Here is a 21,368-nt window from a genome sequence, read left to right as displayed (position 1 = left end):
GCAGGGGTTGGGTAACAATCTTTTTGTGTTGTTGGGGTGGTCTTTATTTTTTGATATACTATACATAATACTTTTTAGAGATTTTGGAGGTATATATGTTTCGACGTTTCGTGGCAGCTACGATGATTGGCGCCTTAGCGCTTACAACGGGTTGTGGTTTACATAATCCATTTACTTCAAAGGCAGAGCCTGTGACCTATGAGTCCGTAGTACAAAGCGAGCTTTCACCAGAGCAAAAGGTGGACAAGTTAGTGGCTAACATGTCCGATGCGGACAAGGTGGGGCAATTGTTGATGATTGGCATTCACGGCAAGACGTTGAACGATGACGCAAAGTTTATGCTCAACGAGTACCGCGTGGGCGGTATCATCTTGTTTGATCGGAACATGGAGTCCAAGGATCAAGTTAAAACGCTCATTGCAGACATTAATAAGGTTGGTAAAAGTGCGGGTTTAACGCCATTGTTCCTCGGCATTGACCAAGAGGGCGGTGCGGTAGCGCGCATGGAGGATCAGCTCATCAAGGTTCCTCCTGCAGAAGAATTGGGCAAGACATCTGTTGAGCAAGCGGTATCCTTAGCAAAACAGTCTGGTGCGGAACTAAAAGATTTGGGCTTTAACATTAACTTTGCCCCTGTGGCGGACTTGGGATTAACCTATGGTCGTTCTTATAGTACGAACCCTGACGAGGTCGTTCGCTATGCAGGCGCCGTTGGTAAGGCTTACGATGAAGCGGGCTTGTGGTATTCCTATAAACACTTCCCCGGCATTGGCAAGACTGACGTAGATTTGCACGCGGACACAAGCATTGTTCCTGTATCTAAAGAAACGCTGCTTTCAGAGGACACAAAGGTATTTATAGATCTCATCAAACAGTCTAAACCGAATACCTATACAATTATGGTATCTCACGCGATGTATCCACAAATCGATCCAGACCATCCGGCTAGTTTATCGAAGGCGATTATTACTGATTGGTTGCGCAAGGACATGGGTTACAATGGCGTTGTCGTAACGGACGATATGGATATGGGAGCCCTCGCTAAACACTATACCTTTGGTGACATGGCGGTGCAATCCATCCTCGCAGGCAGCGATATCTTGCTTGTGTGCCACGAATACGAACACATGCAAGAGGCTTACAATGGCCTTATGAAAGCCGTGAAAGACGGTCGCATCTCAAAAGAACGACTCGATGAATCGGTGAAACGGATTTTGCTTATGAAAATTAGTAAAATTTCTTAGAATATTTAATTGTATTGGCAGGAATTAACTAAACATATCACGAATATAGAAAGTGGAAATACTATTCATTGAAATCGTATCTGAGTTGACACTCAATGGAGACAAACTTTAGAATCATTACAATAGAAAAATATATAGTGTATACATAACGAGCTATCAAGGATTTTAATAAACCGATAGAGAATTAATAAATAAAGTTATTCTCTTTCGGTTTGTTTTTCGTTAGGAGTGAGGTATATGGCTCGGAGAATAATGTTGAACGGTACGTCTTATTTTGGGCAAGGCGCGATTCAGGAGATTGTAAACGAAATTAAGAATCGCCATTTTAAAAAGGTTCTCGTTACGTCTACACCTGATTTATTCGAGTTTAAGGTAGCTACAAAGGTAACAGACCTACTTGATGCGGCAGGCATTGCTTACGATGTGTATGATAATATTAAGCCAAATCCTACCATCGAAAACGTAACGTCTGGCGTGGCTGCTTGTAAGGCGGCAGGCGCTGAAGCTATCGTTGCTGTAGGCGGTGGCAGCGCTATCGATACAAGTAAGGCTATTGCTACGATTATGACGAACCCTGAGTTTGGCGATGTACGCAGTCTTGAAGGTTTAGCACCTACCAAGAACCCTTGCTTACCAATCATCGCTGTGTCTACCACATCTGGTACGGCTGCAGAGGTTACTATTAACTATGTTATTACAGACGTTGAAAAGAACCGCAAATTCGTTTGTGTTGATCCGCATGATATCCCAATCGTAGCTATCGTAGACCCTGATATGTCTGCGTCTATGCCGACAGGTCTTTGCGCTGCCACAGGTATGGATGCTCTCGTACACGCAGTAGAAGGTTATATCACAAAAGGGGCGTGGGAACTAACGGATATGCTTCATTTGAAAGCTATCGAAATTATCGGCCGCTCCTTGCGTAGCGCCGTTGCTGGTGACTTTGCAGGCCGTGAGGCTATGTCCCTTGGCCAATATATTGCGGGCATGGGCTTCTCTAATGTAGGCCTTGGTATTGTACACTCCATGGCTCATCCATTGAGTGCCGTGTACGATATTCCTCATGGCAAGGCTTGTGCTATGCTGTTAACAGCGGTACTGAAATTCAATGCCCCTGCTACAGGTGAAAAATATCGTGAAATCGCTCGTGTTATGGGCGTTCCAGATGTAGATAGTATGGATCAAGAAACCTATCGTCAAGCAGCAATCGATGTCATCCAAAAGCTAGCTGATGATGTAGGCATTCCTAAATCTCTTAGCGAAGCGGGCGTGAAACGAGAAGACATTCCATTCCTCGCTGAATCTGCTTTCAACGATGCATGTACACCTGGCAACCCACGAGATGCATCTAAGGAAGAAATCATCGCTATCTATGAATCCATATTCTAATTAGTGTCTTTACATATTTCAAATGCCTCCGAATATGTAAAGTAAATATATTTACACACTTACTTAACAAAACTAGCCATCTCTTTTTAGAGGTGGCTAGCTTTGTGTTTAAAGCGCTATCTATTGTTTTATGACTCGGACCTTTGACCTCGTGTTCAGTGAGAAAGCTATTTTTATACATAATCCTTTCTTGAAAATGGTGGTTTACATAAGTATACTAAGGATATGAATAGATAGTTTGACTGAGAGCCGAGCGATTTTGGTAGATGGCACTCAATGACTAGGTGCTTAGTTCAACTCGTTAAATCGCTGAGATGGTTACATGGGATGTTTAGATAGGTGTTAGATAGTAATGTTAAGGAGAATCTTATGAAATTATGGAAATTTAATAAGCGTAGTTCTACCTTGGCAGATATGTCTATGAATCGTGTGCTTTTAACGGAGCTCATTGCAAAGGGGGCCCTTGTTGGGGTGATTGCAGGCTTCTTTGGGGCATCATATCGCTATTTGATACTTGAATCAGAGCATATCAGGTGGCATTTGATGGATGGTATTACTATGGAATGGGCCATAGGTTGGCTTGTGACCATGGTCATTTTTGCGTTTATCGTAGATCGATTGCTCGCGTGGGCCCCATTGTCCGGTGGTTCAGGGATTCCTCAAATCGAAGGGGAAATGCTTGGACTCTTTGATATGAAGCCCTATCGGACACTAGTATCTAAAATGATTGGTGGTGTACTGACCGGTTTTGCAGGATTTTCCGTAGGTCGTGAAGGGCCAGCCGTACAGATTGGCGGCTCTGCTGGGAAGATCGTATCTTACTGGATGAATTCGGGGCTACGAGAACAGCGTATTTTGACATCCGCAGGTGCTGGAGCAGGCTTAACAGCCGCCTTTAGTGCGCCTGTATCGGGGGCAATGTTCGTCTTTGAAGAGGTGCATAAAAGCTTTTATCCGTATCTTGTTGTGCCCACCTTTGTGGCGACCTTGATTTCTAACTATATTACGGTTAGTATCTTTGGACTTACACCAGCGCTAGGCTTTACGGTGACCTCAGGGGTTCCTCTTGAATATTTTCCAATACTGCTCATGGTTGGGGGTATCATGGGGCTATGTGGGGTGTTATTCTGCCGTATGATTTTCGCGTTCAAGAGGTTTTTTGATTGGCTTAAATGTTCTCGATTCTTGAAATTAGTCCTTACCTTTGTGGCGGTGGCGGCCATTGGCTTTGATTCGCAGCTTCTCTTGGGCGGGGGCAATGACCTCGTGGGGCAGCTGGCTTTTCAATCTCACGGTGTATTGCTCCTGGCAGGCATTGTGCTAGGCAAGATTTTACTCACCACCTTCTGCTATGGCAGTGGTGCTCAAGGTGGTATATTTTTGCCTATGCTCGTTATAGGTGCTTCTGCAGGTGCTTTTTGTGAAAGCTTACTTTCAACATTAGGACTCATTTCTCCTGATTTTGTACCGCAATTTGTTATCTGTGCTATGGGTGGTATGTTGGCGGCTGCTATGCGGACCCCAATTTTAGCGATTCTACTCGTTCTTGAAATGACCAATAGTTTTTCCAACATTTACGCCATCGGTATTGTTACGCTCGTAGCCTATCTTGTGGCGGAACTTTTAAAAGAACCACCAATTTACGATTCTTTATTACAAGCCATGAGTGGTCAAAATAATTTAGAATCTGTACAAACATTCTTCCAAACTAAGGTGCCTGTAGTGGCAAACTATACAGATGTACAACTACAAGACTTGGCATTACCAGATGGTACACTCATCGTAAGCATTCGTCGCAACGGCACATACATTGTACCCCTTGGTGATGTGAAGCTCGAACCAGGGGATGAACTGCAAGTCTCTTGTGAACGTGGAAGATTGAAAGCAGCAAAGGCGTATTTTCAATCGAATTAGGAGTGTTAATAGATGGAGATTGTAAAAGCTACTGAGTCAGATGTATTAGAATTGTATCGATTGCAATTGCTTACCTTTGAAAGCGAAGCGGAAATGATTGGAAGTCGGATGGTTCCTGCATTGATGGAGTCGGAAGAGGATTATAGCGATGCTTTCAACCAGTGGCATACCTATAAAATGGTAGATGATACGGGAAGAGTAATCGGAGGCATTCGCTATCAATATGACGATGGCGTGGTAGAGGTCGGTCGCTTGATGGTGAATCCAGACTATCGGCAACAAGGGTTGGCTCGGAAATTATTAGCTTTCGTAGATGAACAATGCAGTCAAGATCGGCGCGTATTATATACATGTACGAAAAGCTGGATTAATATAAAGTTATATACAAAAATGGGGTATAAAGCCGTTAGAGAAATACAGGATGACACGGGATTATCCTTTGTATATATGGAGAAGCAATAATTCAAACGGCATGGGAGGTCTTAATGTGCTTGATAATATAGTGGTATTCTATATATTCTTTACCATAGTTGGCTTTTTAGCGGCTATGCTTGGCACCATCATTGGTGCCGGTGGGGGTCTCGTATTCGTGCCTCTCTTTATGTATTGGTTCCCTGAGTGGTCTCCATCCATGATTGTAGGGACGTCACTCTTTTCTGTTATGTGTAACGCCATTTCTGGATCTATAGCGTATTTGAAACAAAAAAAGGTATATATTAACGCTGCTATTGTATTTAGTTTAGCTACCTTTCCAGGCGCGATTTTAGGGGCTCAAATGTCGGGATGGTTCTCTGGTAAAGGATTTATGTTTGCCTTTGGATGCTTTATGCTGTGTGCATCTGTATTGATTGGTTTTAAAAATTTTAGAAAAGGGGAACGAAAGGAAGAGTCTCTGACTCTTGAGCAGTTGAGCTATAGTAAGCCCATCGGTATTAGTATTAGTTTCTTTGTAGGTTTCATCTCCAGTATCTTTGGTATCGGTGGAGGACTTATCCATGTGCCAGCTTTGATTTATCTCATGGGATTTCCTACACATATGGCAACGGCTACAAGTCAATCTATTCTTGCCGTATCAACAACGGTGGGGGTTATTACACATTTAATTGAAAGTCACATCGTATTTAGCATTGCTATCCCTACTAGTATTGGCGCTATCTTTGGCGCTCAAGCGGGGGCCCGTATTGCAAAACGTCTCAAAGCAAAAGCTATCCTCGCCCTCATGAGCATAGCTGTCTTTGCATTGGCGGTACGCCTCATTCTTAAATCTGGTATCTTGGGATGATATAACTTAATACAAGCCCTCTAAAGGTGATTCGTAAGCATATCACCATTAGAGGGCTTTCTGTATTTTCAGCATTTTATAAAAGGGTATAACTAAAAGTCATAGAGAACCATAAATGAGAATGAAAAATTTAAAATATATAAATCATACTATTTTTATGCATAATGTTAGTAATGTATTTACTATAGAATTATGGGTAGTACGAATCGTTATTTAGAGAGGTTTTAGTATATAATTACTGACTATATCTATACATGCTTAATAAATAAGGATTCTTGATTGCATATGTGGAAAAATGAGTACATGATAATGCTAATGAGATGTACTTTCAACTGAAGGAATAAAAGGGTAATGCATATCGATTTTTATTAGAAGAGATATAAATTATGCATAATTATAGTGAGGAGAATGAGAACGGCGTATACTAAAAGTAATAGATTCCTTAAGAAAGGATAGGAGGAAATACAAGTGAGTACACTTATTAGAGATTATGAACGTTTTGCCAAAGAGGCAAATGAGATTTGTAAAGGTCGCGTATATACCGATCATTTACGTCGTTATGCATATGGCGTTGATGCGTCTTGTTATAGCTATTTACCAAAGGTAGTCGTTAAAGCGGAGGATGAACGAGAAGTAAGACGTCTCATTCGTTTGTGTCAACAATGTGGTACACCATTTACATTCCGCGCGGCCGGCTCCTCCTTGTCTGGTCAATGCTCCAGTGAAGATGTACTCATCGTATGTAATGATGGCTTCAAGAAAATGGAAGTTATCGATGATGGGAAAGCCTTGAAATGTGAATGTGGTGTTATCGGTTCCGATGCGAATGATTTATTGAAACCGTACAACCGTAAAATTGGTCCAGATCCTGCAACACTTGCCACCGCATTAGTGGGCGGTATCTTGAACAATAACTCCTCTGGTATGTGCTGTGGTACGGCGCAAAACTCTTATAAAACAATTCGGTCTATTCGCGTTGTATTACTAGATGGCTCCATCCTTGATACGTCTGACCAAAAGAGCATTGATCAATTCCTTAAAGAAAAACCTCAAATGGTAGAGGATATCTTGCAATTGCGCAAGGATATTTTGGCCGATGAAGAACTGACACACTTGATTCATCACAAGTACAAAATCAAAAACACCACAGGTTACGGCTTGAACTCCCTTGTTGATTTTGAAGATATTATCGATATCATCAACCACTTGTTCATTGGTTCTGAAGGTACATTAGGTTTCGTGTCTGAAATCGTATATAACACTGTTGAGGACGTACCGTATAAAGGCTGCGGTCTCATGTTCTTTAAAACATTGAACGATGCATCTCTTGCTGTTGTAGCCTTGGCTAATATGGGTCGTGACAAGGTTGTTGCTGCGGAAATGATGGACTATCAATCCCTTAAGGCCGTTCAAGCGCTAGACAATGTGCCTGACTTCGTTCGCGAAGTTCCTGAAGGTACAAGTGCTATTTTGTTCCAAACTGAAAGTTACTCTAAAGAAACTGTCGATGAAAACTTAGCTTTCATTAAAGACAAATTGAAAGATATTCCAACGGCTATCCCAAGCCTTTACTCCCAAGATCCTAAAGAATACGATTCTTGGTGGGCTATCCGTAAAGGCATTTTGCCAATCGTTGGTGGTCAACGTAGAAAAGGTACCACTGTTATTACAGAAGACGTATGCTTCCAAATCGAAGATTTCACTAAGGGCATCGAAATGCTTACCGAATTATTCCACAAATACGATTTCGTAGACGGTGGCGTAATCTTCGGCCATGCGTTATCTGGTAATGTTCATTTTAACATTACGCCTGATTTCAGCGATCCTAAAGATACTAAGAACTTTGGCGATTTAGTAAAAGAAATGTCCGAACGCGTTTCTGGCTTCGGTGGTTCTTTGAAAGCTGAACATGGTACAGGCCGCATGGTGGCACCATTTATAGAAATGGAATGGGGCCGTAAAGCATACGAAATCAACCGTCGCATCAAAGCTATCTTTGACCCTGAACGCATCTTGAATCCTGATGTTATCATTACTGATGACCCAGATGTGTACAAGAAAAACCTTAAAGCTCAATGTGTTATCGATGATGCTTTTACAATCTGTATGGAATGCGGTTTCTGTGAAAAACATTGTCCAAGCCGCAATTTAACATTGACTCCACGTCAACGTATTGCATTGTTGCGCGAAACGAAACGCCTTGAAAATGAAGGCAATTTCACATTGGCTGCGGAGCTTAAAAAAGGCTATGAATACTTTGGTGTAGATACTTGTGCTGCGTGCTCCATGTGTAAAGGCCTTTGCCCGCTCAGCATCGATACTGCTCAAATTGCATTATCCATGCGTCGCATCGATCCTCCAGCACCAGAATTGGCTAAGAAGATTTACGATAATTTCCCTACTACACTTCAAATGGCTCGTGCCGGCGTAAGTCTCGAAGGTATTGCAGGCTCTATTGTTACACAAAAAGCGATTTCCAAGATTACAGAAGGCTTACATGGTGTAACTGGTATTACTCCGTACATTCCTAAGACTACGCCTAAGGCCAACCGTTACAGATTGAGAAGCCGCATTAAACCGACTAATTTTGAAAAGGTTGTATACTTTAGTACCTGTGCGAACCGCGCCTTCAAACCTAATCAAGGTTATGACGATGAACGTAGCTTGCAACAAGTAGTGGAAAGCCTATGCAATAAGGCCCATATCGATATTATCTACCCTGAACATATCGAAAACCTCTGCTGTGGCTTGAGCTTTGAAAACTACGATGACGTTCATGAGCGTGCTGTGAAAGACTTACACGATGCGTTGATGAAAGCATCTCAAAATGGTAAATACCCAATCGTGATTGACCATAGTGCATGCTTTAATCATGCTTTCAAACATATGCCAGACTTAGAAATCAACGATATTTCTGAATTCTTGTGCAAATACGTTGTGCCTCATCTCGACATTGAAAAATGCGATGAACGCGTAATTGTACACAAACAATGTAAGATCAAATCCTTGAATAAATCTCAATATATTGAAGATTTGGCTCGTCTATGCACAGACCATGTATTCAACATTAAATCCTTTGCATGTGATGGCTTTGCTGGTCAAAAAGGGTTCTTCACACCAGAACTCAACAAATGTGCTACCAAAGACCTTGCAGCTGAAATCGCTGAATACGGTGCAACACTAGGCGTAAGCTCCAGCTCTACCTGTGAAATCGGCCTTGGCGAAAACGGCGGCATCCCATTCATTGGTGTTGCATTCCTACTAGATCGTTGCTCTAAGGCTAAGAAATAAGTCTTGTATATCTATTGCTATTTACGTTAATGTTGCTAGTAGTTTACACTAAGGGTACTAGTAGGTTGGGTTAAAGTAACTGGTAGTTTATGTTAATGTTGCTTTAATGTTGCTTTAATATTGCTCGTAAATTATGTTAAAACTACTAATAGTTTTTAGGAGTTTTATGAGATTTATTGCTAATTCTTTATTTTTCTAAGAAATGTGGTATACTAAACGTAGGTAGTAGAGTGTATGAAATTACCTGCAATATAACCAAAAAAAAGGACGAGTGGCAGCTCGTCCTTTTTCTTGCTTATTTTTTGTTTTTATTGTTAAGCCAGTAGCTGTAGGTAGTTACAACTAAGGCAACAATAATAGGGGCAAGCAAGGTGCCCCAGAGTGCATAAAACAGCTCCTGCAATATACCACCTCCTTTCGGGAGGTATTTTATATTATATCATCATGCTATGGAGTCTTGTATATAATTAATGATTGGAGAATTTCTAATGAAGAAGGTTGTGCTTTTCTTTCTTTTAATAACAGCCCTTACGGGATGTGGATTGAATCAAAATACGAATAGTAATAAAACAGAATCAAATGCAACTAGTTCTGCTGCTGGTTTCTCTACATCTGCTGCGGGAAACAGCCAAGCGACTACCAAGCAAGATGACCATCTAATTACAGCAAAGCAAGCCTTATCCGCTGGTGAGTATGCGAAAGCCATAGAGGAAGCCACAGCGTCCATTAAAAATAATGCTAATAATGCAGAAGCCTATTCTGTACGTGGCTTTGCAACAGCATTAAACGGTGATGCGGCTAAAGGTTTGACAGATACTAAAAAGGCTTATGATTTAGACCCTAACAATGTGGCTAATTACTATAACATGGCCATGGTCTATAAGTTACAAGGACAGTTAGATGACTCTAAACAATGGTTCGAAAAGGTATTAGAAAAGGACCCTAGTAACACCTGGTCTGTGTATGGTATTGCTACCATTTATGCAGACCAAGGGGATGATACTAAGGCCCTTGATTGGTTAGAAAAGGCTATAAAAATTGATCCCTCTGTAAAAGCTGTTGCAGCCGAACAAGACCATTTTGAACGCTTTCACAATAATAGGCGATTTAAAACATTGGTAGGATTATAGACATGGATGTGAAACAGATGATTCGCCTTATTATAAAGGTGATAGGATTTATATATTGGCTTATTTTTCTATACCTTGGCGGTCTAATGGTCGTAGACTGGTCAGGGTTTATGTCCCAACATAATATAGAAACACCCCTATTCCTTACATATTTGGTGTTTATAGGTTGTTTTGTAACGCCGTATATTATGCTGAACTGGAAGAAGCTAAATCCTAATGTGAAAGCTCCATTTTTTGTGAGGTATCTCTCCGTATATATGGCAAAATTAGAGGATTGTCATAGTATATGGTTTGATGTACTATATGTACTCAAGCTACTGCTTTATTTTGTAATAATCTTGTGGATGATCTGTATACTATTACTAACCTTAGCATCTATTGCATGGACAATAGTTCTAATTTTGCTGAGCAATTGATGATGTAAATTACATTGTTTTCTCTACTAATGCTTCTTGTAAAAGTTGAGAAAAATTAATTCCTTTAGCCAATGCTCTGTCGTTAAGCCAGGCAGGAATCGTTAGGGTTTTCTTTACGGACTTACTATTTTTAGCTAAATCAATATCTGTTTGAACTAATGTAGGATATGTTGTATCGGTACATGGTAAGCTGCGAATAGATGTGGGGGTAGGTAGAGTTTGTCCATCTTCTAAAGCGCCTAATATATAGAGTTCCATAGCCTCTTGTGCATTGGTTATTAATTCTGTTAGTGTTGAGCCGGTGCTACTAGTGTATTCGAGATCTGGAAATTCGGCCCAGAAACCATCGGCATCATCATGGATTATGGCAGGGTATATAAATTTCATAGGTCCTCCTAATAGTAAATCCTTATCCTTCATATTCTCTCATTTATGATAACACGTGTATACGTACAAAACAATTATTAGGAGTTATACATTCTTATTTATAGTCTAACAGTATATAAAGGAAAATAGGGGTGACCATTGGTCACCCCTGATTCTATTAGTCACTTGACAAAATTGATAAATGACCTTTATATATTAATCCTATTCATAAAAATCATATTAGTATATAATTATTATATATAAATTAGGTTGTGTATTGATGGAAGGAGAGGATTCATCATGAAACCATTCGGTAAAAGGGTAGCAACGGCTGTGTTGTGTGCGGCGACATTGACATCCCCATTTTTTCTGAGCGGTTGTAGTATGTCAGAACTATGGCAGGGTACTGAACAGAGCCGCAAGGAAATTGCGCAGCGGTCTGAGCAGGATCAGGTGCAGTTATTTAATCAATATGTGAAAGCTGTAAGCCGATACAATCGCATGGCTGTCATGTTTGATTATGCGAATACGCCAACTCTTAATGAGTTAAAAGCGGGACAGCATTTAACTGTATTTAATGCACCGAACTTTAAGCAGCTACAAAAAGAACTAGAAGAGGCTAAGCAAGCCGGTATTCCGTATGATGAAATGAAGGAGCCTTTAGATAAGCTACTTTCAAAATTGAACGAAATTACACCGGTAGCGGAAGAGCTTGATGCATATTATAAATCTAAAGGGTATACCACAGACAACTATGCTAAGGAGCAACAATTAGGCCCTAAATATGTTCAATTGTATGAACAATTTGTTCCTATTTATGCTGATTTTGATAATGTTATGCATAAAATCAATACGGACCGATTGCAACAACGGTTGCAACAATTGCGTGATGCAGGCAAGAAAAATGCAGCTGCAGCACAAGAGGTTCATTTGCGACTTACTGCGGTCCTAGAAAAGATCGATAGTGAAAAACAACTAGACGTAAATGCTATCAATCAAGAGTTGCAAGCTATTGGTGATATATCAAATGGTATTACTAGTCCTAAGTATGATTCTGTTAAGACCTCTGTAAACTCTACGATTGGTGCAATCCGTACCTATATGGGTTCAAAACAAGATAACGATTATAATCGTATGATTGAGGCCTATAACCATTACATTTCTAATCTGAATACGACCAATATGAATGAGTTAGATTAAAATAAGTTGGATTAATACGTCTATATAAAATAAAGCTGTATCGAATGAGGATGTCATTTGATACAGCTTTTTAGTTGATTAGTAGATGTTTTACTTTTTAAGGCTAATGCGCGTTGTAATTTGGCTTGATAAGGAGAATAATACTAAGGCTATCCAGATACAACCGAAGGCGATCATCTGCGGTGTGCCAAAGCTTTCACCAAAGTAAAAGATGGCTAGCAACAAGGCAATGGTAGGGGATACATATTGCAAGAAGCCTAGTAGGTTGAGCGGCAATAGCTGCGCACCATAGGAGAATAGCACTAATGGGACAGATGTAGTTAGACCGCAGGCTATGAGCAGCATGGATGTATACCAGTCTGTGCCGAAATAGGACCACACGGTATTATCGACCATGGTCGTATATAGTAAGGCTAGCGGTGTTAATAACCAAGCCTCAAAGGCGATGCTCGTAAAGGGAGAGATGAGCAGTTTCTTTTTTACGGCTCCATAGAGACCGAAGGAAACGGCGAGGATCATCGACACTAATGGCAAGGATCCTACTTGATAGGTGAGTAAGGCGATGCCGATGGTAGCGATAAGGACACTCAGCTTTTTCGGTATCGATAGAACCTCTTTAAATAGGATGACACCTAATACTACATTGAAGAGTGGGTTGATGTAATAGCCAAGGCTCGTGTTCATAACTTGATTATTGGCGATGGCCCAAATGTAGGTGAACCAGTTTACGCTGATGATGACTGCCGCAACTAAAAGTAGGAATAGTTGTGAACGTTGTTCTTTTAGTAATTGAAAGTCCTTTTTGAATTGTTTAAAATGTAGGCCAAATACAACGATCGCCATGCAAATACCTGACCAGATAATGCGTTGTGCCAGTATATTATACGGTGAAACATGGTTTAATAATGCCCAATATAGAGGGAGTAAGCCCCAAATTATATAACAACTAAGGGCTGTGATTAACCCTTTTTTACTTGTATGGTCCATAATGCCTCCTCATGATAGTACTTATTATATCATTAATCCTTAAATTCTTAACTCATGCATTTTAGTTATTGCATATGATTTTCAGTTATAACTTTAGTTTTGGTACTTATGATTAAATGTTATGTTCATTGACTTTGTGCATATTGTTACACTATATTGGACTTAGAACAACGAATATAGAGAATAGGTGTCGCAAGACTTAATAGAGAAATCGGTATAAGCCGATGCGGTCCCGCCACTGTAAGGATGAGCCTGCTTTCATACATGTCACTGGAGTAATCTGGGAAGGCGAAAGCGAGGTGATGATCCCGAGCCAGGAGAACTGCCTATTTGATAATCACCGTTATGTACCTACGAGCGATAGGAAGGGGATTGGGGTATGCTGGCTACAGTATTTTTTAGTGTACCTTTCAATAAGAAACCTTACGTGTCACTTTAGGTGGCACGTTTTTTATTGCCCTTAGAGTGGATGTTGAGTATAGGAATCAGGTTTTATAGATATTAAACAGATGGACACATTTTGAGGTTGATGTGGTCCAATAAGATAAAGCTCGAGTGATTCATATATCTAACAATTCGCAGGTACGGTGCGCTGTTTCTCGGTATGGTTTCGAGTTGAAAAGGAGGCACATATATGTCTGACAAAAAGACTTCAAAGGATGCTGAACGCGATTTATTAGCACCTGTATCCTTTGATGAGTTTAAGAAACCTACGTATGAACAATGGCAGGCCGAGGTTGAAAAAGCGTTAAAAGGTGGCGACTTCCATAAGAAGATGTTCACTAAAACCTATGAGGGAATTACGTTACAACCAATTTATACGCCTGCATTGCATGGAGAAAAAATTCCAAAGGGTGTATACCCTGGGGCAGGTGAGTTCCTACGTGGCACAAAGGCAAGTGGTTATATTAAAGACTCTTGGGGAGTATCCCAATATGTAGACGAATCCTTTCCTAAGGATGCTAATCATGCAAGTTTATACGAAATTGTAAAAGGTGGCACCATTCACAATATTCGCCTTGATGAAGCAACACGCCATGATCAAGATGTGCAAGTAGGCGCAGCTGTTGGTATCGGCGGTACATCTCTGTCTACTATGGATGATTGTAGCCAATTGATTGAGCGTTTTAATTTAAAGGAAAATCCTTTATACATTGAAACAGGTGCTTCTGCAGCTATCTTGCTCGGTATGTTAGCCGCTACGGTGAAAGGCTCTAAAAAACAAACCTCTGACTTAAAAGGTCTCGTTGGTGCAGACCCTATTGGTGTTTGGGCTAAAGATGGTACATTGCATATGTCTTTAGATACAGCCTTTGATGAAATGGCACATACTGTTGTATGGGCTAAAGAGCAAGCTCCAGAGCTTAAAACTGTACTCGTATCTGGTGATGTATACGCTAATGGTGGCGCGAACGATGTGCAAGAGGTTGCGTATGCATTGGCGACAGCGGTTTGCTACGTACGTCAATTGGCACAACGTAACATCGATATTCACACTATTGCTAACAGCATGATGTTTACATTCTCCTTGGGTGCAAACTTCTTCATGGAAATTGCTAAATTACGTGCATTACGTGTGCTTTGGGCGCGCATCATGGAAGCGTTCGGTGCCGAAGAAGCTGACCGTGCTGTTCATGTACACGGCAGAACATCGGCTTTCACAAAAACTGTATACGACCCATATGTAAACTTGTTGCGCAATACAACACAAGCATTCTCTGGCGTTGTAGGCGGTTTGAATAGCCTTGAAGTGTCCCCATTCGACCAACCAATTCGCAAAGCTGACGATTTCTCTCGCCGTATTGCTCGTAATATTCAAGTGATGTTACAAACTGAGTTCGAGTTACGTCAACCAGTGGACCCTGTAGGTGGTTCTTGGTATGTGGAAACATTGGCAGCTGAATTATGCGAAAAAATTTGGGCCGAGTTCCAAACTATTGAGGCTAAAGGTGGTATCGTAGCAGCCTTGAAAGAAGGCTATCCACAAGCTCAAGTTAAAGCAGTTCTTGATGAACGCTTCAAAAACCTTGCATTCCGCAGAGATGTGGCTGTAGGTAACAACATGTATGCGAACATGACTGAAGAATTGCTTGATCCAAAACCAGAAAATCAAGAAACATTGCGTCAAAAACGGGTTGCTCAAATCGAAGAGTACTTGGCGAGTGCGGAGCCAGATGCTGTTGTGAAAGCACAGGCTACCCTAGAAGCAGGTACGACAGAGCCAGGCGCTTTGATTGGCCTTATTGAACTCGGTGCATTACAAAAATTAACAATACGTCAAATCCGCAAGGCTTTAGATGCTGGCGATATTGCTTCCGAAACGATTGAATCCATTGCAGCTCATCGCTGGACTGAACAGTTTGAAGCACTTCGCATGCGCACTGAGAATTATAAACAACGTACGAAAGATAATGTGAAGGTATTCTTGGCTAATATGGGCCCAATCCCTCAACATAAACCTCGTGCAGACTTCTCCACAGGCTTCTTCGAAGTAGGGGCTTTTGAAGTTATCAAAAATGATGGCCATGAAACAACGGCTGATGCGGCGAAAGCTGCTCGTGAAAGTGGTGCTGATGTAGTTGTTATCTGTTCTACAGATGATACCTATCCAGAATTGGTACCACCACTTGCTAAGGAATTGAAAGAAACTATGCCGCATGTAACGGTTATTTTAGCAGGGGCACCTCCTAAGGACTTAGAACCTGTATACCGTGAAGCTGGCGTGGACGACTTCATTTCTGTTCGTGCAAATTGTTACGAAATCTTGAATACGTTACAAGATAAGAAAGGGATGTGAGCTCATGTTTAAAAATCCAGACTTCTCCTCTCTTGGCTTGGGATCTCAGACAGCAACATCTCGCGATGCATGGCTTGCTGAACTTCAAAAAGAAACAGGAAAAAGCTTTGAAGATTTATATAATACAACAATGGAGCAAATCCAACTAAAGCCTCTCTATACAGAGATGGATTATGAAGGGATGACACACCTTGACTATATGGCAGGTGTACCTCCATTCTTGCGTGGACCTTATTCCACAATGTATGTTACTCGTCCTTGGACAGTACGTCAGTACGCTGGTTTTTCCACAGCGGAAGAATCCAATGCGTTCTATCGTCGTAACTTGGCAGCGGGCCAAAAAGGCTTGTCTATCGCCTTTGACCTTGCTACTCACCGTGGTTATGATTCCGATCATCCTCGTGTAGTAGGTGACGTTGGTAAAGCGGGTGTTGCGGTAGACTCCATCCTCGACATGGAAATTCTATTCTCTGGTATCCCTCTTGATCAAATGTCCGTATCCATGACAATGAACGGCGCCGTATTGCCAGTAATGGCGTTCTACATCTTGGCTGGTGAAGAACAAGGCGTAGATAAAAAGGTTATGGCTGGTACAATCCAAAATGATATCTTGAAAGAGTTCATGGTACGTAATACCTATATTTACCCTCCAGCTACATCTATGCGTATTATCGGTGATATCTTTGCGTATACATCCCAGTACATGCCTAAGTTCAACAGTATTTCCATTTCTGGCTACCATATGCAAGAAGCGGGCGCTACTGCAGATATCGAATTAGGTTACACATTGGCCGATGGTCTTGAATATATCCGTACCGGTGTTAATGCAGGCCTTCATGTTGACCAGTTCGCACCACGGTTGTCCTTCTTCTGGGCAATTGGTAAAAACTACTTCATGGAAGTGGCAAAAATGCGTGCGGCTCGTATGTTGTGGGCTAAGATTATCAATAGCTTCGGCTCTGAAAATCCTAAATCCATGGCACTTCGTACACATAGCCAAACATCTGGTTGGTCTCTTACAGAACAAGATCCGTTCAACAACGTGGCTCGTACATGTATGGAAGCGATGGGTGCCGCGTTAGGTCATACGCAATCTCTACATACAAATGCGCTTGACGAAGCCATTGCGTTGCCTACGGACTTCTCTGCACGTATTGCGCGTAACACTCAGCTTTACATCCAAGATGAAACTAAGGTATGTAAGGTTATCGACCCATGGGGCGGTTCCTACTATGTAGAAGCGTTGACTGATGAATTGATTCGTCGCGCTTGGGGTCATATCCAAGAAATCGAATCTCTTGGTGGTATGGCGAAAGCTATCGACACAGGGCTTCCTAAGATGCGTATTGAAGAAGCTGCTGCACGTCGCCAAGCTCGTATCGACTCTGGTCGTGAAGCGATTATTGGTATCAATAAATATCGTCTAGATAAAGAAGATCCATTGGATATCCTTGACGTAGATAACACAGCTGTACGGGAAGCGCAAATTCGTCGTCTTGAACAATTGCGTGCTAACCGGGATGAAGAAAAGGTTCAATCCTGTCTTGAAGCAATCACAAAGGCTACAGAATCGGGCGAAGGCAACTTGCTTGCCCTTGCACTCGAAGCGGCTCGTGCTCGTGCATCCTTGGGTGAAATTTCCTTTGCTGTTGAAAAGGTATGCGGTCGTCATAAAGCGGTTATTCGCTCTATTTCCGGTGTATACTCCAGCGAATTTGAAGATGACGATGTAATCAAAGAAGTACGCCAAATGGCGGATAACTTTGAAGAACTCGAAGGTCGTCGTCCTCGTATCATGATTGCGAAGATGGGCCAAGACGGTCATGACCGTGGTGCCAAAGTTATCGCTACATCCTTCGCGGACATGGGCTTTGACGTGGATATCGGACCTTTGTTCCAAACTCCAGAAGAAACAGCACAAGATGCGGTGGATAATGACGTTCATATTGTCGGATTTAGTTCTCTTGCGGCGGGGCATAAGACATTATTGCCTCAACTTGTAGAGGAACTCAACAAGCGGGGCCGTGGAGATATTTTAGTTGCCATCGGCGGCGTAATCCCTGCTCAGGACTATGAATTCCTACGCGAACATGGCGCAGTGGCTATCTTTGGCCCTGGTACAGTTTTGCCAGTAGCGGCGAAAAAATTACTAGAAACATTGACTAGTCACGTTCAAGACGAGTCTCATGACTGATAACAAACGGCCTACTCCGGATGAATTGCGCAATACACAGGACGCAACTTTCACCACTGGTGAAGGCAAAGCCCCTGAATTAGGTGTAAAAAACGCAAGCACCGAGGGTAGTACCTATCGTCCCGACTGGGTGCCAGAAGAAGCGAAGAAAGATGACACTTACGCGTGTCACGTAATGAAAGGCGTCAAGGAAATGCATGACGGCCTCTTATCTAGTTCAGCTCATCTGGCTCCAGCGGTACGTCCCGTACAGCGGCGAAAGAAATTAACTGTCGCTGATTATGTACGCGGTATCGAGCAGGGGGACCGCGTTATACTTTCACGGGCTATCACATTAGTAGAAAGTAATAATAAGGACCATTTCAAACTAGCTCAACAGGTGTTGCAAGCCGTATTGCCTCGTACGGGCAAGGCGTTGCGCATCGGTATTACTGGTGTGCCTGGGGCCGGTAAAAGTACGTTTATTGAAGCCTTCGGTAACATGCTCATTGAAGCGGGTTATAAGGTTGCCGTACTGGCTGTAGACCCTACGAGCCAAGTCACAAAAGGCAGTATCTTGGGTGATAAAACGCGGATGGAAACGTTGACGAAACATCCAGAGGCTTATATCCGTCCATCGCCAGCTGGTGGTACACTAGGCGGTGTAGCTCGTAAAAGTAGAGAAACGATGCTACTTTGCGAGGCTGCTGGGTACGATATTATTCTCGTTGAAACCGTTGGGGTTGGGCAAAGCGAAGTTACCGTGCGTTCCATGGTAGACTTCTTCATGCTCATCGTTTTAACGGGGGCAGGCGATGAATTGCAAGGCATCAAAAAAGGCGTTATGGAACTTGCTGATGCTATTGTGGTCAACAAGGCCGATGGGGATAACCTCAAACGAGCTCTCATTGCTCGTAGCGATTATGACCGGATGTTGCATTACATCCGTCCGGCTACGGAAAAATGGAAGACTCAAGCCTATACATGTTCAGCTGTCACAAAGGATGGCCTCGATGAATTGTGGGATGTTATCCAAGAATTTACTGAACAAGGCAAAGAAAATGGAGTTTTCTTAAAACGCCGTCAAGAACAATCCCTTCGTTGGGTACGCGATATGATTGACGAACACTTGCACAACCTATTCTTTAATAATGTAGTCATTCAAGGTCGCATGGGCGAAGTCGAAGCTGCTGTCTTAGACGGTGAAATGAGCGAATCTCAAGCCGTTGAAGAACTTATTGGCGTTTTCGATAAGTCTTTACAATAAGTAGATCGGTAAATACATATTGTATTGTTAAATATATATGGTATTGCTAAATATATATTAGATAAGCCGGCATAACTTATCTTAATACGCACTCCGTTAGCAATCGTATGTATTTCGATATAATTAAAGATGTATTTGTAAAAGGCATAGTATGAATTTCACTGTTGGATTTGGACCAATAGTAGTTGCATACTATGCCTTTTTCTATGTCATAATAACTAGTTCCCATTAATTGTCTAATAAAAGATGATAAATATATAAGTTCATCTTTTTAAAATGCAAAAGTCAGTGTATAATTAAATTATATTATTTATTAATCGTTTAATGTTACGAGAGGGGCATTCAAATGAACAAAAAACTATTATTACCTGTAGGTGTAGTCGTTCTAATTATTGGTATTGCGATTCTATTATTAAATCCAGATCCAGGGGCGGCTAATTTGGAAATTGCGAGAAATGCTACAAATGCTCAAGCGGCAGCAAAGGCGATTTCTGAGAATAACCAATCTTACACATTGTGGTATTCTATTGGCATGTTCTGTAGCGGTTTAGGCATTGCACTGTCAGTAGGTGGCTTCATTGTAGGCTTTATAAAAAAAGACTAATCTATTTAGGAACGCATAAAAGGCTGCACTAGAATGTATATCATTTCTAGTGCAGCCTTTTTGTATTTTAATTTTAGGGTTATAGGACAAAACGTGTTGGTTTTGCCCTATAACCCTAATTTTATCCTATGGACTTTAGCTAGCTTATGTCTATCTAGCGAAATAGTCTATATTTATCTTGCAAGTCGTCCTATATCTATTTATGTTGTGGTTTTACGCTCTATATCTGTTTTTGGTGGAATAAAACGTGGTATAATTAACCCGGATAGAGCCTAAAGGTATGTGGCTTTTGGAGGTTAGTATGAGTAGTATAGCGCATTTATTTGTAGCTGGTGGATTTGTTATGTATCCGCTGGTGATTTTTTTACTGTTTACCTTGATGATTGGCATTGAACGTATCTTTCTATATCGCAAGTTTACAAAGGATTTGCACCGTTTTAATAAGGTCTTAGAGAAAAACCAATCTTGGATTATGTTACCAAGTGTTTTGGAACGGGATACAGAGGAACTTGGTTCTTTATTTGCCCGTGCTATCCGCAGTGCAAAGAATTATAATGGCTTGGAAAACCGCCTTCAAGATGTAGTGTCGTACGCTGATGAACGTTTAAAACGCGGCCTTAGTTGGCTCAGCATGATTGTAACAATGGCTCCGTTATTGGGGTTGCTGGGGACGGTCCTCGGTATGATTCGTGCGTTTGCCGTGGTAGGTGGCGATATTGGGGCTCCGACCATTATTACAGGTGGTGTTTCTGAAGCCTTGGTGGCAACGGCTACAGGTTTGACCGTGGCCATTATTGCCCTTGGCTTTCACAGTTACTGTGCGGCGAAGGTCAACGATTTTGTGGCGACATTAGAGCATGAGTGCGGCAACATCCTTGATGCGTACAATGAGGAACATGATATATGAGACGACGCACATTAGGGGTTAAAAAAGAGCCTACCATCATGATTATTCCCATGATTGATATCGTATTCTTTTTATTGGTATTTTTCATGGTAGGCACGCTGTATATGAATACAGAGCAACAAATTCCGCTAAATTTACCATCTGCATCGTCGTCTACGGCGAAATCTATCGAACCTATCACCATTACCTTAACCACAACGCACACGCTATATATCGATAATCAGGAAATCTCTTCGGATCGCTTGGCGCAAGAGGTCAAATCTATCGTTACACAAGCACCTCAACAGGCCTTTGTGATTCGTGCTTCAAAAGATGTATATTATAACGATGTTATCGAGCTTTTGGACATGCTCAAGGTGAACGGTGCTAAATATATTAGCGTCGCTACGGAACGGAAGTGA

General features: G+C 41.7%; 17 protein-coding genes and 1 riboswitch. Of the genes, 14 read left to right on the top strand and 3 right to left on the bottom strand.

The features are described 5' to 3' along the window. The first annotated feature begins 95 nt into the window (after nucleotides 1–95). The 6 genes from E7A03_RS05600 to E7A03_RS05575 all read left to right on the top strand — a co-directional run bounded on the left by E7A03_RS05600 (nucleotide 96) and on the right by E7A03_RS05575 (nucleotide 9,120). Nucleotides 96–1,244 carry a glycoside hydrolase family 3 protein gene (locus E7A03_RS05600; RefSeq protein WP_316073825.1) on the top strand — a complete coding sequence of 383 codons (1,149 nt, stop codon included), beginning with the start codon at nucleotides 96–98 and terminating at the stop codon, nucleotides 1,242–1,244. Nucleotides 1,245–1,481: 237 nt separating this feature from the next. Continuing rightward, the gene (fucO, locus tag E7A03_RS05595; RefSeq protein ID WP_316073824.1) at nucleotides 1,482–2,633 is read left to right on the top strand and encodes a lactaldehyde reductase; all 1,152 of its coding nucleotides are present in this window, start codon (nucleotides 1,482–1,484) and stop codon (nucleotides 2,631–2,633) included. A gap of 369 nt (nucleotides 2,634–3,002) precedes the next feature. Continuing rightward, on the top strand, nucleotides 3,003–4,547 hold the full coding sequence (locus tag E7A03_RS05590) for a ClC family H(+)/Cl(-) exchange transporter (RefSeq protein ID WP_316073823.1): 1,545 nt from the start codon (nucleotides 3,003–3,005) through the stop codon (nucleotides 4,545–4,547). 12 nt (nucleotides 4,548–4,559) lie between these two features. Then, nucleotides 4,560–5,009 (top strand): GNAT family N-acetyltransferase, encoded by a 450-nt coding sequence (locus E7A03_RS05585; RefSeq protein ID WP_316073822.1) that lies wholly within the window; start codon nucleotides 4,560–4,562, stop codon nucleotides 5,007–5,009. A 25-nt stretch (nucleotides 5,010–5,034) separates the two neighbouring features. Beyond that, the gene (locus E7A03_RS05580) at nucleotides 5,035–5,829 is read left to right on the top strand and encodes a sulfite exporter TauE/SafE family protein (RefSeq protein ID WP_004698223.1); all 795 of its coding nucleotides are present in this window, start codon (nucleotides 5,035–5,037) and stop codon (nucleotides 5,827–5,829) included. A gap of 468 nt (nucleotides 5,830–6,297) precedes the next feature. Beyond that, nucleotides 6,298–9,120 (top strand): FAD-binding and (Fe-S)-binding domain-containing protein, encoded by a 2,823-nt coding sequence (locus E7A03_RS05575; RefSeq protein ID WP_278606571.1) that lies wholly within the window; start codon nucleotides 6,298–6,300, stop codon nucleotides 9,118–9,120. Between the two features lie 295 nt (nucleotides 9,121–9,415). Here E7A03_RS05575 and E7A03_RS05570 read toward each other — a convergent pair whose 3' ends face one another. Beyond that, nucleotides 9,416–9,490, bottom strand: coding sequence for a type I toxin-antitoxin system Fst family toxin (locus E7A03_RS05570; RefSeq protein WP_229039624.1), 75 nt, complete (start codon nucleotides 9,488–9,490; stop codon nucleotides 9,416–9,418). Between the two features lie 118 nt (nucleotides 9,491–9,608). On the opposite strand from E7A03_RS05570, the gene E7A03_RS05565 reads away from it, so the two are divergent. Next, nucleotides 9,609–10,250 carry a tetratricopeptide repeat protein gene (locus E7A03_RS05565; protein WP_278606570.1) on the top strand — a complete coding sequence of 214 codons (642 nt, stop codon included), beginning with the start codon at nucleotides 9,609–9,611 and terminating at the stop codon, nucleotides 10,248–10,250. A gap of 425 nt (nucleotides 10,251–10,675) precedes the next feature. Here the strand turns inward: E7A03_RS05565 and E7A03_RS05560 are convergent, their stop codons facing one another. Continuing rightward, nucleotides 10,676–11,053 carry a type II toxin-antitoxin system HicB family antitoxin gene (locus E7A03_RS05560; protein ID WP_008714666.1) on the bottom strand — a complete coding sequence of 126 codons (378 nt, stop codon included), beginning with the start codon at nucleotides 11,051–11,053 and terminating at the stop codon, nucleotides 10,676–10,678. Nucleotides 11,054–11,332: 279 nt separating this feature from the next. Between E7A03_RS05560 and E7A03_RS05555 the strand changes: the two genes are divergently transcribed. Then, on the top strand, nucleotides 11,333–12,232 hold the full coding sequence (locus tag E7A03_RS05555) for a DUF3829 domain-containing protein (RefSeq protein ID WP_278606569.1): 900 nt from the start codon (nucleotides 11,333–11,335) through the stop codon (nucleotides 12,230–12,232). Nucleotides 12,233–12,322: 90 nt separating this feature from the next. On the opposite strand, the gene rarD is transcribed toward E7A03_RS05555, so the two are convergent. Further along, nucleotides 12,323–13,219 carry an EamA family transporter RarD gene (gene rarD / locus E7A03_RS05550; protein WP_278606568.1) on the bottom strand — a complete coding sequence of 299 codons (897 nt, stop codon included), beginning with the start codon at nucleotides 13,217–13,219 and terminating at the stop codon, nucleotides 12,323–12,325. A gap of 168 nt (nucleotides 13,220–13,387) precedes the next feature. Continuing rightward, a riboswitch (cobalamin riboswitch) is annotated at nucleotides 13,388–13,563 on the top strand. A 290-nt stretch (nucleotides 13,564–13,853) separates the two neighbouring features. Between rarD and E7A03_RS05545 the strand changes: the two genes are divergently transcribed. From E7A03_RS05545 to E7A03_RS05520, 6 genes are all read left to right on the top strand, one after another. After that, a complete protein-coding gene (locus E7A03_RS05545) occupies nucleotides 13,854–16,016 on the top strand; it encodes a methylmalonyl-CoA mutase family protein (protein ID WP_278606567.1) in 2,163 nt (720 codons plus the stop codon). 4 nt (nucleotides 16,017–16,020) lie between these two features. Then, entirely contained in the window at nucleotides 16,021–18,210 is a 2,190-nt protein-coding gene (scpA, locus tag E7A03_RS05540; RefSeq protein ID WP_004694550.1) for a methylmalonyl-CoA mutase, read from the top strand. Next, nucleotides 18,203–19,456, top strand: coding sequence for a methylmalonyl Co-A mutase-associated GTPase MeaB (gene meaB / locus E7A03_RS05535; protein WP_004694551.1), 1,254 nt, complete (start codon nucleotides 18,203–18,205; stop codon nucleotides 19,454–19,456). The genes scpA and meaB overlap by 8 nt, the downstream gene beginning before the upstream one ends. Before the next feature lie 346 nt (nucleotides 19,457–19,802). After that, nucleotides 19,803–20,060, top strand: a complete 258-nt coding sequence (locus tag E7A03_RS05530; RefSeq protein ID WP_004698152.1) for a hypothetical protein — start codon at nucleotides 19,803–19,805, stop codon at nucleotides 20,058–20,060. Nucleotides 20,061–20,361: 301 nt separating this feature from the next. Further along, the gene (locus tag E7A03_RS05525; protein WP_174892404.1) at nucleotides 20,362–20,967 is read left to right on the top strand and encodes a MotA/TolQ/ExbB proton channel family protein; all 606 of its coding nucleotides are present in this window, start codon (nucleotides 20,362–20,364) and stop codon (nucleotides 20,965–20,967) included. Beyond that, on the top strand, nucleotides 20,964–21,368 hold the full coding sequence (locus tag E7A03_RS05520; RefSeq protein WP_008602049.1) for an ExbD/TolR family protein: 405 nt from the start codon (nucleotides 20,964–20,966) through the stop codon (nucleotides 21,366–21,368). The genes E7A03_RS05525 and E7A03_RS05520 overlap by 4 nt, the downstream gene beginning before the upstream one ends.

The organism is Veillonella parvula, from assembly GCF_032472435.1.
Classification (GTDB): Bacteria; Bacillota; Negativicutes; order Veillonellales; family Veillonellaceae; genus Veillonella; species Veillonella parvula_N.
Note: the sequence above shows the minus strand (reverse complement) of the source record. Positions and strands in the feature narration are given on the sequence as shown.